Below are 13,483 nucleotides of genomic sequence, written 5' to 3'. Positions count from 1 at the left end.
CGGCCGAGGTGCCGGAGGGAGCCTGGAGGGGTATCCGAACGGCTCCGTCGCGCTTGGCTCGTGGACGGCAGACCAGGAAGGAAGTGGTCGGCATGGCCCGCACAGTCGGCGAGGTGATGACCCGGGAGGTCGTCCAAGCACACCGGGAGACACCGTTCAAGGTCGTGGCGCGGCTGCTCGACCAGTACCGGATCAGCGGGCTGCCCGTCGTGGATCACGACGACAAGGTCGTCGGGGTGGTCTCCGAGAGCGACCTGATCCGCCACCAGGCCCGGTCCGCGGACGGCCAGGCCCAGCGCAACCGTGTGCCCGCGCTGGGCCGCCCCGCCCGTCACCCCGTCGCCCGCGCCGGCACGGCGGGGGAACTGATGTCGACGCCCGCGATCACCGTGCATCCGGAACAGCGCGTCGCGGACGCCGCGCGTGTCATGGAACGCCACGGCGTCGAACGACTCCCGGTCGTGGACGAGGAGGACCGGCTCATCGGCATCGCCACCCGCCGCGACCTGCTCCGTGTCTTCCTGCGAACCGACGAGGAGATCCGCGAGGAAGTCGTCGACGACGTCCTTGACGGCTCCCTGTCCCTTCCGTCCCCCAGCGTGGTCGTCACTGTCCACGACGGCATGGTCACGCTGCAGGGCCGGCTGGAGCACCGGAGCGACATACCACTCGCGGTCCACTCGACGTACCGGGTGGACGGAGTGATCGGCGTGGTCAACAGCCTGACCTTCCGCGTCGACGACACCCGCCCGTCCCTACAGGGCGATCGCTGATCCGCCTAGACATCGGCGAAGGCCTCGACCTGGTTGCTGTCGAGGCCTTCGCTCTGCGCCCCCGGCGGGCGCGCGGTGGTTCAGCAGGCGCTCACCCCTCGTGCGCGGAACTGTTCGCGGACCCGCCGGACCAGGTCGGGTGCTGGACTCGGGGTGTCGCGCAGGGGAAACGGCAGCCCGAGGGCTTCGTACTTCGCCGCGCCCAGCTTGTGGAACGGGAGGATGTCCACGCGATCGACGCTGCCGAGACCGGCGACGAAGCGGGCGAGACCGTCGACGGCTTCGGGGTCGTCGGTCCAGCCCGGCACCAGGACGTAGCGGATCCACATGCGCTTGCCGAGCCGGTCGAGACGGGTGGCGAAGTTCAGGGTGGGCGCGAGCGTGCCTCCGGTCAGCCTTCGGTACGTGTTCGCGTCGAAGGACTTGATGTCCAGCAGTACCAGGTCGGTGTCGGCGAGGAGCTCGTCGGTGGCGCGGGCGCCGAGGAAGCCGGAGGTGTCGAGCGCGGTGTGCAGTCCGGCCTCCTTGCAGCGGCGCAGGACCGCGGCGGTGAAGGCGGGCTGGAGCAGGGGCTCCCCGCCCGTGATCGTCACTCCTCCGCCGGCCGTGGTGATGAAGGCGCGGTACTTCTCGATCTCCGCCATCACCTCGTCCACGGTGGCCTCCCTGCCGTCGCGCATGTGCCAGGTGTCCGGGTTGGCGCAGTACTGGCAGCTCAGCGGGCAGCCGTTCACGAAGAGGACGAACCGGGTCCCGGGACCGTCCACGCCGGTGGACAGGTCCCAGGAATGGATCCGGCCGGTCGCCGTCAGGGACTTCACAGCGATCCGTGGAAGGTGCGGCTGATCACGTCGAGCTGCTGCTCTCGGGTCAGACGGACGAAGTTGACGGCGTACCCGGAGACCCGGATGGTCAGGTCCGGGTACTTCTCCGGGTGTTCCATGGCGTCTTCGAGAGTGGTCCGGTCGAGGACGTTGACGTTCATGTGGAAGCCGCCGGAGGCCATGTAGGCGTCGAGGATGCCCACCAGGTGGCCCGCGCGCTCCTCCGGACGGTGCCCCAGTCCCTCGGGCGTGATCGTCGTGGTCAGTGAGATGCCGTCGCGGGCCTGCTCGTACGGCAGCTTCGCCACCGACAGCGCGGAGGCGGCCACCCCGTGCCGGTCGCGGCCGTTCATGGGATTCGCTCCGGGAGCGAAGGGCTGTCCGGCCCGCCGGCCGTCGGGCGTGTTGCCGGTGTGCTTGCCATAGACCACGTTGGAGGTGATCGTCAGCACGGACTGGGTGTGCTCGGCGTTCCGGTAGGTGGGGTGCGTGCGCACCTTGGCCATGAACGACTCGACCAGGTCGACGGCGAGGGCGTCGACGCGATCGTCGTTGTTGCCGTAGGCCGGGTAGTCGCCTTCGACGACGTAGTCGACGGCGAGGCCGGTCTCGTCCCTGATCACCTTCACCCGCGCGTGCTTCACGGCGGACAGGCTGTCGGCCGCGACGGACAGGCCGGCGATGCCGCAGGCCATGAAGCGGTGCACCGGGTGGTCGTGCAGCGCCATCTCGATGCGCTCGTAGGCGTACTTGTCGTGCATGTAGTGGATGACGTTGAGCGCGTCGACGTACGTCTTCGCGAGCCACTCCAGCATGCGGTCGTAGGCCTTCGACAGCTCGTCGTAGTCCAGGTACTCGCCCGTCAGGGCCGGCGTCTCGGGTGCGACCCGCTCGCCGGTCATCTCGTCCCGGCCGCCGTTGATCGCGTACAGCAGTGCCTTGGCGAGGTTGACCCGGGCGCCGAAGAACTGCATCTGCCGGCCCACCGCCATGGCGGAGACGCAGCAGGCGATCGCCGTGTCGTCACCGGTGCACGGCCGCATCAGCTCGTCGGACTCGTACTGGACGGCACTGGTGTCGATGGACACGCGGGCGCAGAACTCCTTGAACCCGCCGGGCAACCGGGGTGACCACAGGACGGTCAGGTTGGGTTCGGGGGCGGGGCCCAGGTTGTAGAGGGTCTGCAGGAAGCGGAAGGAGGTGCGGGTGACCAGTGTGCGTCCGTCGCAGCCGATGCCGCCGATGGACTCGGTCACCCAGGTGGGGTCACCGGAGAACAGGGCGTCGTACTCGGGGGTGCGCAGGAAGCGCACGATGCGCAGCTTGATGACGAAGTCGTCGACCAGCTCCTGGGCGCGTGTCTCGTCGATGGTCCCTTCGTCCAGGTCGCGCTGGAGGTAGACGTCCAGGAAGGTCGAGGTGCGGCCGAGTGACATCGCGGCGCCGTTCTGCTCCTTGACCGCGGCGAGGTAGCCGAGATAGAGCCACTGGACGGCCTCGTGCGCGGTGGCGGCGGGGCGGGAGACGTCACAGCCGTACGTCGCCGCCATGCGGGTCAGCTCGCCCAACGCCTTGATCTGTTCGGCGAGTTCCTCGCGGTCGCGGATGACGTGCTCGGTCGACGGCTCGGTGTCCAGCAGCGCCTTTTCGGCCCGCTTGGCCTCGATCAGCCGGTCGGTGCCGTACAGCGCCACCCTGCGGTAGTCGCCGATGATCCGGCCCCGGCCGTAGGCATCGGGCAGCCCGGTGATGATCGCCGCCTTGCGGGCGGCACGCATCTCGGGCGTGTAGGCGTCGAAGACGCCCTCGTTGTGGGTCTTGCGGTACGTCCCGAAGACCCTCGTCACGAAGGGGTCGGGCGTGTAGCCGTACGCGTTGAGGCCGTTCTCCACCATCCGCAGGCCGCCGTTGGGCATGATCGCCCGCTTCAGGGGTGCGTCGGTCTGCAGGCCGACGATCACCTCGCGGTCGCGGTCGATGTATCCGGGGGCGTGCGAGGTGATCGTGGAAGGGGTGGCGGCGTCGACATCGAGGATGCCCTTGCGCCGTTCCTCCGGGAAGAGCGCGCTGACCTTGTGCCAGACGGCCCGGGTGCGTTCGGTGGGGCCGGTGAGGAAGGACGCGTCGCCCTCGTAGGGCGTGTAGTTGGCCTGGACGAAGTCGCGCACGTCGATCCGCTCGTGCCACCTCGTCCCGGCGAATCCCCGCCATGCCTCCGCCGTGAGGCTGCCAACTGTCACCGTTGCGGTCATCGCCGGTTGTCCTCTCCCTGCTGATTCCGCTTGTTGGTCTGTCACTTCATGCTCGTCTCGTCCGGGCTCTCGTCGGCAGTGCCGGACAGCGCCCCGTGCGCCGCCGGCGGTCCCGGCGTGATGGGGCCGTTCGGCCCGCCGGCGTGCTCCGGCAGAGCTCAGCCGTCGACCATGTCGGGGCGGACGAGGGTTCCCGACCTGCCGTGGACGATCTCGTACGCCGCGTCGAGGGCGCCGATCGCGGCCAGGCCGCCGGTGCGTTCCACGAACCGGGCGGCCGCCTCCGCCTTGGGCCCCATCGAGCCGTCGGGGAAGCCGCCGCGGCGCAGGGTGTCGGGGGTGGCGTCGAGGACGGGGTGCGGGTCGGGGGTGTCGTAGCCGTCGTAGACGCACGGGACGTCGGTGAGGATCAGCAGGAAGTCGGCCTTGAGGTCCTCGGCTAGCAGGGCGGCGGTGAGGTCCTTGTCGATGACCGCCTCGACGCCGTTCAGCGCGCCGGTGTCGTTGTCGGCGGTGACCGGAATGCCTCCGCCGCCGGCACAGATCACCAGGGCACCGCCGGCGAGAAGCTCATGGATGGTCTGGGTCTCCAGGATCCGCTCGGGCAGCGGTGAGGGAACGACGCGACGCCAGCCCGTGCCGTCCTTGGCGATGTGCCAGCCGTACCTGCGGGCGATGGACTCGGCCAGTTTCCGGGAGTACACCTGGCCCACGAACTTCGTCGGCCGCTCGAAGGCCGGATCGTCGGTTCGGACGAGGGTGTGGGTGATCAGCGCCGTGATCCGGTGGCCGGGCAGGGCATTGTGCAGGGTGCGCGCCAGCAGGGAGCCGATCATGCCCTCGGTCTGGGCGCCGAGCAGGTCCAGTGGATACGGGGCGGTGAGGGCGGGGTCGGCGGCGCTCTCCACGGCGAGCAGGCCGATCTGGGGGCCGTTGCCGTGAGTGATGACGAGCTCGTGGTCGTGGGCGAGGGCTGCCAGAGCGGTCGCGACCCGGTCGATGTTGGCCTGCTGGACCGTGGCGTCGGGGCGTTCGCCGCGGCGCAGCAGGGCGTTGCCGCCGAGGGCGACGACGATGCGCATGACGTCAGTCCTCCAGGGTGGCGACGAGCACGGCCTTGATGGTGTGCAGCCGGTTCTCCGCCTGGTCGAAGACGATCGAGGCGGGCGAGGCGAAGACCTCGTCGGTGACCTCCAGTCCGTCCAGGCCATAGGTGTCGAGCAGTTCCCGGCCCAGGTGGGTGCGGTGGTCGTGGAGCGCGGGCAGGCAGTGCATGAACTTCACGTCCGGATTGCCGGTCGCGGCCAGCGTCTTGTCGTTTACCTGGTACGGGAGCAGCAGCTCGATGCGCTCGCGCCAGGTGTCGGCGGGCTCGCCCATCGAGACCCAGACGTCGGTGTGCAGGAAGTCGGCGCCGCGCACGGCGGTCTCGACGTCCTCGGTGAGGGTGATGCGCGCTCCGCTGCGCTCGGCCAGCGAACGACAGGTGGCGACCAGTGCGGGGTCCGGCCACAGTGCCTGCGGCGCGGCGATGCGGACGTCCATGCCGAGCAGGGCGCCCATGGAGAGCAGGGAGTTGCCCATGTTGTTGCGGGCGTCGCCGAGGTAGCAGTAGGCGATGTCCGGCAGGGGCTTGGGGCTGTGCTCGCGCATGGTGAGCATGTCACACAGGCTCTGGGTGGGGTGCGCGGTGTCCGTCAGCCCGTTGTAGACGGGGACGCCGGAGTGGGCGGCGAGCTCGGTGACGATCTGCTGGGCGGAGCCCCGGTATTCGATCGCGTCGAACATGCAGCCGAGGACACGAGCTGTGTCGACGATGGATTCCTTGTGGCCGATGTGGGTGTCGCCGGGGCCGAGGTAGGTGGTGTGGACGCCTTGGTCGGCGGCGGCGACCTCGAAGGCGCAGCGGGTGCGGGTGGAGGTCTTCTCGAAGAGAAGCGCGAGGTGCTTCCCGGTCAGCCGCGGCTGCTCGGTGCCGGCGTGCTTCGCCGCCTTGAGGTCGGCGGCGAGGGCGAGGAGGTGGTGGATCTCGGCGGCGGTGAAGTCGAGTTCGCTCAGGTAGGAGCGGCCTCGCAGATCGATGGTCACGATGACTCCTGGTGGGATGCGGTCAGACGGCCGGGTCGCGCTGGATGGGGCAGCTCATGCAACGGGGGCCGCCGCGGCCGCGGCCGAGTTCGGCGCCGGCGATGGTGACGATCTCGATGCCCTGCTTGCGCAGATAGGTGTTGGTGGTGACATTGCGCTCGTAGCCGACGACCACTCCGGGGGCGAGGGCGAGGAAGTTGCTGCCGTCGTCCCACTGCTCGCGTTCGGCGTTGCGGATGTCCTGCGGTGCGGAGAGCATGCGGACCTTGTCACGGTCGAGGGCCTCGGCCAGGGCGGTCGCCAGGTCGGAGTTCGGTGTGACGTCGAAGCCTGTCTCGCGGTTGTCACTGGGGGTGAGCGTCCACGAGCGCAGGGAGTCGGCGAGGCCCGGGTAGATGACGAAGGTGTCCCGGTCGACCATGGTGAGGACCGTGTCGAGGTGCATGTAGGCGCGGGCGGAGGGAAGTCGGACGGCGATCACCCGTCTCGCCGTGCCGTCGGCGAAGAGCCGGGCGGCCAGGTTCTCCACCGCCTGGGCGGTGGTCCGCTCCCCCATGCCGACCATGACGGCACCGTTTCCGAGAACGTGGACGTCGCCGCCTTCGAGGGTTCCGGCGGGGCCGTCGAGCAGGGGTGCGGGGGCGACGCCGGCGAACATGGGGTGGAAGCGGTAGATGGCTTGGGCGTGCAGGCTCTCGCGACGGCGGGCGGGCATGGCCATCGGGTTGACCGACAACCGGTCGTAGATCCAGCAGGAGTTGTCGCGCGGGAAGAGGTGGTTGGGCAGCGGGCTGAGGGCGAAGTCATCGCCGTCCAGGACGTTCCAGACCAGGCTGTGCGGAGTGGCGAGCGGCAGGTCGCTCATGAGCAGCCCGCCGATCAGATAGCCGGCGAGGGTTTCCCCGTCGAGGCCCTCGCACAGCTCGCGCACCGGATCGACCAGCGCCGGGCCGATGATGGCCGGGGTGATCACCCGGTCCAGGAGCCACTCACGGCCCTGGGGGACGTCGAGGGTCTGAGCCAGCAGGTCGGCGAAGTAGTGGACGCGCGTGCCGTGGTCCCTGAGGACCTGGGCGAAGGCGTCGTGCTCTTCACGCGCGCGCTTGGCCCACAGGATGTCGTCGAACAGCAGGGCGTCGACGTTGCGCGGCGTGAGGCGGGAGAGTTCGAGACCCGGGCGGTGAAGGATCACCTGGCGGAGGCGGCCGACCTCGGAATCGACGTGGAACGTGTGCATGGCGTTGCTTCCTCGCTGGTGGCGGGATGGTCAGTGGTGGTGGCGGGCGATCAACCGGAAGTCGACGAATCGGCCGGTCCGGGGCCGGGGGGTGCTGCGCTCGGGCGCGGCCGCGGCCTGCGACGCGCGGACCGGCGGTGCGTCGGACGGAGTCGGGACGGCCGGAGCCGGGGCGGTCGGCGTTTCCTGGACGGCACTCGGCTCGCTGGTGGTCGGCTCGCCGTACTCGCCGCGGTCGCGCTTGAGCAGCACGTAGACCGGCAGTCCGAGCAGCAGCACGAACAGGCCGTAGTAGACCGTCTGGTAGCCACTGCCCTGGATCGACCAGTACGAGAAGGCCATCGCCAGGGCCGCGACGGTGACGTCGCGTGCCAGCCGCCCCGGGCTCAGGCTCTCCCGTCCACGCACCAGCAGCCAGTACAGCTGGGCGGCGGCGGAGAACAGGTACGGGATCACGGCGGTGAGCACGCTCAGCAGCACGATCTTCGTGAAGACGTCCTCGAAGCGCGTGTAGCTGAACACGGTGATCAGCGAGGCCAGCACGGTTGAGGCGACGATGCCGAAGGCCGGGACGCCGCCCTCGCCGCGCAGTCGGGCGAAGGCACCGGGGAAGAGTCCGTCGCGGGCGGCGGCGTACGGCATCTCGGCGCACAGCATGGTCCAGCCGTTGAGGGCGCCGATACCGGAGACGATGGCCGCCGCGGCGACGATGTCGCCGGCCCAGCTGCCGCCGAAGATGTTGTTCGCCGCATCGGTGAACGGCGCGCTGGAGGAGCCGAGTTCGCCGTGCGAGACGGTGCCGAACACCGCGAGGGTGCCCAGGATGTAGATCACGGCGCAGACGATGGTGCCGTACACGGTGGCCCGCGGCACGTTCCGCTCCGGGTCGCGCACCCGGCCGGCCACCACGGAGGCGGCCTCCAGGCCCAGGTAGCTGAACAGGGCGATGGCCCCGGCTGCCGAGACGGCGCCCAGTGCCGACTGGCCGCTGGCGTTGAAGGGGCCGAAGTTGTCCGGGTCGATGAACAACAGCCCGACGGTGGCCATGAAGACCAGCGGGACGAACTTCAGCACCGTGGTGACGACCTGGAAGGCGCCGATGTTCCGCACCCCGGTGAGGTTGATCGCGGCGGGAATCCACAGACCGATCAGCGCGATCAGCACGGAAAACAACTTTCGATGCCCGGTGTTGACGAACACCTCCACGTAGCCGACCCACGCCACCACGATCGCGGCGTTCCCGGCCCAGGCGGTGATCCAGTACGACCAGGCGTTGAGGAACCCGGCGAACTCCCCGAAGGCTTCGCGGGCGTAGACGTACGGCCCGCCGCTGGCCGGCACGCGCTTCGACAGCGCCCCGAAGGTCACGGCCAGCGCGAGCGAGCCGAGCGTGACGGCGACGAACGCTACGAGCGAGATGGGCCCGTACGGGGCGAGGGCCGACGGGAGTGCGAAGACCCCGGTTCCGATGATGCTGCCGATCACGAGGGCGGAAGCGGCCGGCAGACCGAGTGCCGCCCGGGGAGCGGGTCTTGAACCGCTCCGTGGGGTCTTGGACATGGATGCGCTCCTTGCTGAGGTGGCTGTGGACCGGTCGGTCGGGAATCGATCCTGGTGTGCCACGACGACCATGGTCAGCGGCCACAGGTCCCCCACTGGGTCCGTTGGTCCCGAGAGCGGATGACCATTCGGTCCCTTCCGTCGACTCGCAGAAGGGACCGGGACGCGGTGCCGAGCGGCCCGGTCGCGGGGCTCAGTGGCCCCTGGGCTGGGCCTGCGCCGTGGACGACGCTGAGTGGAGAGGCCGGTACGCCCTGCTGGAGGCCCTGGCTCTTCGGCACGCACCCGGCTGCTGGACCTCTACGCCCCGTACGGCAGCGGGAGCCCGCTGACCGGTCCCACGAATCGAAGCGACCCAGACCAAGGAGGCACCATGCCAGGCGGCCCGCACATCGTGAGCGACGTGATGACCCATACCGTCGCTGCCGTCGGCCGCGGGGCCGGCTTCAAGGAGATCATCCGCATGATGCAGGACTGGAAGGTCAGCGCCCTCCCTGTTCTGGAGGGTGAGGGCCGCGTCGTCGGTGTCGTCTCCGAGGCCGACCTGCTGCCCAAGGAGGAGTTCCGCGACAGCGACCCCGACCGGCTGACCCAGTTGCACCGCCTGGACGATCTCGCGAAGGCAGGGGCCGTGACCGCGGGAGAACTGATGACCTCGCCGGCCCTCACCGTACGCGCCGACGCGACCCTCGCTCAGGCCGCGCGATCCATGGCCCACGCCAGGGTCAAGCGGCTCCCCGTGGTCGACGAGCTGGGCATGCTGCAGGGCGTCGTCAGCCGTGCCGACCTGCTGAAGGTGTTCCTGCGGGACGACGAGGAGATCGCCGAGGAGGTGCGCCGGGAAGTGGTGTCCTATCTCTTCCCTGCGCCGGCATCAGCCGTGCGCGTGGCGGTGCGCGAGGGAGTCGTGCGGCTCGGCGGAAGTGTGCGGGACACATCGCTCATCCCTGTGGCCGCGCGTCTGATCCGAGCGGTCGAGGGTGTCGTGGACGTGGAGTTCGACCTCACCCGGTGCGGCGATCACGCCCCGTCGGCCGACCGTGCTGCGGAGCGGGTCGCGAGCGCCGCACCCGCGGAAGCCGCCGAGTGAGCGAGGGGGACCTCTGTGGGCCGTCCGGGCCAGGGAGGTGCCCAACGGCCCACTGACGCAAGCCCGCGCCGAGGGAAACCATGAGACGTGCGGTCCCCGATCCATGTGTGAGAACCAGGAGTTGTGTGATGGCGAAGGCGTATCTGGTGGGCAGCGGCATCGCGGCACTTGCCGCGGCCGCGTTTCTGATCCGCGACGGCGGTTTCAAGGGATCCGACATCCACCTCTTCGAGGAACAGCGGACCATCGGCGGCAGCCTGGACGCGGGCGGCACCGCGGACGCCGGCTACACCATGCGCGGCGGGCGGATGTTCGAGGCCGAGTTCCGCTGCACCTACGATCTGCTGTCCGGTATCCCCACCCTCGATGATCCCGCCGTGTCCGTGACCGATGAGATCCTGGCCGGGCACGAGGACTTCGCCTGGGACGACATCGCCCGACTCGTCGACGGTGACGGCAAGATAGTCGACACCGGCTCGATGGGCTTCTCCGAGCGGGACCGGATGGAGCTGGTCCGGTGCCTGGCGACCCCCGAGGAGCACCTGGACGGCAAGCGGATCACGGACTGCTTCGGCGAGCACTTCTTCGCCACCAACTTCTGGTTCATGTGGTGCACCACGTTCGCCTTCCAGCCCTGGCACAGCGCGATCGAGTTCCGGCGCTACCTCCGGCGCTTCATCCACCTCTTCCCCGAGTTCGCCTCCATGTCGGGCATCCACCGGACCCGCTACAACCAGTACGACTCCATCGTGCGGCCGCTGACCGCCTGGCTGCGGGAACGCGGCGTCACCGTGCACACCGGCTGCCGTGTGACCGACCTCGGATTCACGCCGGGCATCCGCAGCGGTACCGTCGACACCCTGTTCCTGAGCCGGCACGGCCAGGACGAGAAGGTTTCCGTGGCTCCGGAGGATCTGGTCCTGGTCACCAACGGTTCCATGACCGACGCCTCCAGCCTCGGCTCGCACACCTCTGCCCCGCCCCCGGCTCCCCACCGCTCGGACGCCTGGCTGCTCTGGCATCGGCTGGCCCGCGGACGCGAGAACTTCGGCAACCCGGCCGCCTTCGACAAGCACGTCAAGGAGTCCCGCTGGGAGTCCTTCACGGTCACCACCAAGGACCCCGCCTTCCTCGCGGCGCTGGAGAAGTTCAGCGGGCGCCCGACCGGCAGGGGCGGGCTGATGACCTTCACCGAATCCAACTGGCTGCTCACCATCGTCGCCAACCGCCAGCCCGTCTACCGCGACCAGCCCGAGGACGTCGGAGTCTGGTGGGGCTACGGCCTGTTCCCCGACCGGGCCGGCAACCAGACGCCCAAGCCGATGACCATGTGCTCCGGACGGGAGATCCTGGAAGAGGTACTGCACCATCTGCGGTTCGACGAGCAGACGGCGGCGCGGGTCCTGGAGACGTCCACCGTGGTGCCCTGCGTGATGCCTTACATCACGAGCCAGTTCCTGGTACGCCGCCGGGAGGACCGACCCGAGGTCGTGCCCGACGGATCGGTCAACCTCGCCTTCATCGGCCAGTTCGCCGAAGTGCCCGACGACGTCGTCTTCACCGTCGAGTACTCCGTGCGCACGGCCTGGACCGCCGTGGCCCGACTCCTCAAGCTGGACAAGCGGCCGCCGGCGGTCTACAAGGGCCACCACGACCCCCATGTACTGGCCGGCGCCCTGGAAACGATGCATCGCAGGTAGAGCACGCGGAGGGGGAAATACCCGGAGGCATGGCCCCCACGAAGTTGCGGCTCTGCAGGGACCGTCGTCGCTGCCCCACGGGGTCCGGGGACGAGGAGGGCGAGTGGAACACTCGACCTCAGTGAGTCAGGCTGTACTCATGCGGTCGCTCCTCCGCTCAGCTGGCCGATCAGAGGCGGGCGGTCATTGCCGGGTGCTCTTCACGCTCGGACGGTGGGCGCCGTTCATGATCGTACTGTTCGCGCTGGGGATCGAGCTCTCGCCCGCGCATGCTGTGGTAACCGGCCCCATCCTCGCCGCGACGCCGGCTCTGGCTTCGCTGACGATGGGGCCGAAAGGCATTCTTTCGGCGGCCGCCGGAGCCTGCGCCGTCACCCTGATCACGGCCGGCCTCCACCAGAGTTGGGGTGGCCAGGTCTACAGCAACCTCCTGTCCCTGCTCATGGTGTCGGTGGCCAGCGTCATCGTGAGTAACGCCATGCGTACGCGCAGACAGATCGAGCTCGACCAGGTCCGCCGGATTGCCGAGGCCGCCCAACGGGTCCTTCTGCGAGGTGTGCCGGCCCGGCTCGGTCCGGTACGGATGGCCAGCATGTACCTCGCGGCTGAGACAGGGGCGCAGATCGGTGGTGATCTGTACGAGGCCACGCAGACCCGGTACGGGGTGCGGATGATCGTTGGTGACGTCCGGGGCAAGGGGCTGCCTGCCGTGCGCCTGGCCGCAGCCGTGCTGGGTGCTTTCCGGGAGGCCGCGCACTACGAGGCGGACCTGGTGGAGGTGGTGAACCACTGCGCGGCCGCAATCGAACGGGAGTGCGCCATGCCGACGGCGGCCGGTCAGGGCGCCGAGGAGGACCAGACCGAGGGTTTCGTCACCGCTGTCGTGGCAGAGGTGAACGACAGCTTCGAGGTTCAGGTGGTGAATCGCGGCCATCCACCCCCGCTGATGGTGCGCCACGGCAAGGTCGAGGCGTTGACGTCCACCACAGAGCTGCCGCCGTTGGGCCTGGAGGAGTTCATGACCGTCGCCCCTCCACTGGCCGAGCGCTTTCCGTTTGCGCCAGGTGACCGTCTGCTGCTGCACACCGACGGCGTGATCGAGGCCCGAAGCCCTGACAACGATTTCTTCGCCCTGCCCGAGGCCATGGAAGCGGTGCACCCGTGCACCCCGTCGGAGTTCCTGGACCGTCTGCACCGGGGCCTGGTCCGCCACACCGGAGGCTACCTGGCGGATGACGCGGCGATGCTCCTCGTCGAGCGGCTCGACGGGGAAGACGGACTCCCGAGGTCCTGAACCCCGTCGCGGAGCCACCCTCACCTGAGCCGATCGCGCTGGATCTCATGGGCGAGGGCGCGACGCACGGAGGCCGATCCGGTGGCGGTGACCTTCTCGGGGATGTCCAGACGGCGGCTGATCTCGTCGTACGCGTCCCGGTAGCTGCCAGGCAGCCGTGCCTGATGCCGCTTCAGATCCTCTTCGAGAAGGCGCCGCAGGTCATCGACGTTCTGGGGCGGCGTGAAGCGCTTCTTCCCCCGACCGAGGTCGTTGACGAAGCGAGTGCAGTGGGCGCCGCCGTCCAGGGCCTCGGAGACTGCCTCGGCAAGGCCCCACAGGCGCCCTTCGAGCCACGGGACGTCTCGCTGGTCGAGGTGGAGCTCCATCGGGGGCGGCCGGTCGCCGGTCTTGCACTTCGCCACCTGCTTGGACACGGCGGGCTGACTCATGTCCGCGAGCTCGGCGATCTTGTCCTGTGTCCAGCCGAGGCCGGCGAACAGCTTGATCATTTCCGCGCGCAGCTTCCGCATCTCCTCACCCGCGCGGATGACCTCGTTCATACCGGCGAGTATCCGCTCGGCCTGCTCCTCGGTCAGTGCCCCCGGGTTCTGACGCGTGCCCTCTTCGCCTGCCACAGCTCGGTTATACAGCCAAACCCCCCATCGCCATAACCGGGTTGTATA

Annotated in this window: 11 protein-coding genes; 4 read left to right on the top strand and 7 right to left on the bottom strand. The window is 69.3% G+C overall.

Annotation, left to right across the window (positions count from 1 at the left end):
- The first annotated feature begins 92 nt into the window (after nucleotides 1-92).
- Nucleotides 93-773: a CBS domain-containing protein gene (locus ACIPSA_RS26845; RefSeq protein WP_402638760.1), complete on the top strand. Its 681-nt coding sequence runs from the start codon at nucleotides 93-95 to the stop codon at nucleotides 771-773.
- Between the two features lie 80 nt (nucleotides 774-853).
- Here the strand turns inward: ACIPSA_RS26845 and pflA are convergent, their stop codons facing one another.
- The 6 genes from pflA to ACIPSA_RS26815 form a co-directional block, all read right to left on the bottom strand.
- Entirely contained in the window at nucleotides 854-1,600 is a 747-nt protein-coding gene (gene pflA / locus ACIPSA_RS26840) for a pyruvate formate-lyase-activating protein (protein WP_402639302.1), read from the bottom strand.
- Nucleotides 1,591-3,849 carry a formate C-acetyltransferase gene (gene pflB, locus ACIPSA_RS26835; RefSeq protein ID WP_402638757.1) on the bottom strand — a complete coding sequence of 753 codons (2,259 nt, stop codon included), beginning with the start codon at nucleotides 3,847-3,849 and terminating at the stop codon, nucleotides 1,591-1,593. The genes pflA and pflB overlap by 10 nt, the downstream gene beginning before the upstream one ends.
- 158 nt (nucleotides 3,850-4,007) lie before the next feature.
- A complete protein-coding gene (locus ACIPSA_RS26830; RefSeq protein ID WP_402638756.1) occupies nucleotides 4,008-4,931 on the bottom strand; it encodes a carbamate kinase in 924 nt (307 codons plus the stop codon).
- Between the two features lie 4 nt (nucleotides 4,932-4,935).
- Nucleotides 4,936-5,937: an ornithine carbamoyltransferase gene (argF, locus tag ACIPSA_RS26825; RefSeq protein ID WP_402638755.1), complete on the bottom strand. Its 1,002-nt coding sequence runs from the start codon at nucleotides 5,935-5,937 to the stop codon at nucleotides 4,936-4,938.
- A gap of 22 nt (nucleotides 5,938-5,959) precedes the next feature.
- Nucleotides 5,960-7,174 (bottom strand): arginine deiminase, encoded by a 1,215-nt coding sequence (locus ACIPSA_RS26820; RefSeq protein ID WP_402638753.1) that lies wholly within the window; start codon nucleotides 7,172-7,174, stop codon nucleotides 5,960-5,962.
- Nucleotides 7,175-7,204: 30 nt separating this feature from the next.
- Nucleotides 7,205-8,734: an APC family permease gene (locus ACIPSA_RS26815; protein ID WP_402638751.1), complete on the bottom strand. Its 1,530-nt coding sequence runs from the start codon at nucleotides 8,732-8,734 to the stop codon at nucleotides 7,205-7,207.
- Nucleotides 8,735-9,107: 373 nt separating this feature from the next.
- Here ACIPSA_RS26815 and ACIPSA_RS26810 point away from each other — a divergent pair, with 373 nt between their 5' ends.
- From ACIPSA_RS26810 to ACIPSA_RS26800, 3 genes are all read left to right on the top strand, one after another.
- On the top strand, nucleotides 9,108-9,824 hold the full coding sequence (locus ACIPSA_RS26810) for a CBS domain-containing protein (protein WP_402638749.1): 717 nt from the start codon (nucleotides 9,108-9,110) through the stop codon (nucleotides 9,822-9,824).
- A gap of 128 nt (nucleotides 9,825-9,952) precedes the next feature.
- A complete protein-coding gene (locus tag ACIPSA_RS26805) occupies nucleotides 9,953-11,524 on the top strand; it encodes an oleate hydratase (protein WP_402638748.1) in 1,572 nt (523 codons plus the stop codon).
- Nucleotides 11,525-11,717: 193 nt separating this feature from the next.
- Nucleotides 11,718-12,818, top strand: a complete 1,101-nt coding sequence (locus ACIPSA_RS26800) for a PP2C family protein-serine/threonine phosphatase (protein WP_402638745.1) — start codon at nucleotides 11,718-11,720, stop codon at nucleotides 12,816-12,818.
- Nucleotides 12,819-12,838: 20 nt separating this feature from the next.
- On the opposite strand, the gene ACIPSA_RS26795 is transcribed toward ACIPSA_RS26800, so the two are convergent.
- Nucleotides 12,839-13,435, bottom strand: a complete 597-nt coding sequence (locus tag ACIPSA_RS26795; RefSeq protein ID WP_402638742.1) for a sigma-70 family RNA polymerase sigma factor — start codon at nucleotides 13,433-13,435, stop codon at nucleotides 12,839-12,841.
- Nucleotides 13,436-13,483: the final 48 nt, after the last annotated feature.

Source organism: Streptomyces sp. NPDC086549, assembly GCF_044746205.1.
GTDB lineage: Bacteria > Actinomycetota > Actinomycetes > Streptomycetales > Streptomycetaceae > Streptomyces.
This window is presented reverse-complemented; position numbering and strand designations above follow the sequence as displayed.

Coding starts and splice junctions, on each gene's coding strand:
- ACIPSA_RS26815 (WP_402638751.1), bottom strand. CDS start 8,734: ATGTCCAAGACCCCACGGAGCGGTTCAAGACCCGCTCCCCGGGCGGCA.
- pflB (WP_402638757.1), bottom strand. CDS start 3,849: ATGACCGCAACGGTGACAGTTGGCAGCCTCACGGCGGAGGCATGGCGG.
- ACIPSA_RS26810 (WP_402638749.1), top strand. CDS start 9,108: ATGCCAGGCGGCCCGCACATCGTGAGCGACGTGATGACCCATACCGTC.
- ACIPSA_RS26820 (WP_402638753.1), bottom strand. CDS start 7,174: ATGCACACGTTCCACGTCGATTCCGAGGTCGGCCGCCTCCGCCAGGTG.
- ACIPSA_RS26845 (WP_402638760.1), top strand. CDS start 93: ATGGCCCGCACAGTCGGCGAGGTGATGACCCGGGAGGTCGTCCAAGCA.
- ACIPSA_RS26830 (WP_402638756.1), bottom strand. CDS start 4,931: ATGCGCATCGTCGTCGCCCTCGGCGGCAACGCCCTGCTGCGCCGCGGC.
- ACIPSA_RS26805 (WP_402638748.1), top strand. CDS start 9,953: ATGGCGAAGGCGTATCTGGTGGGCAGCGGCATCGCGGCACTTGCCGCG.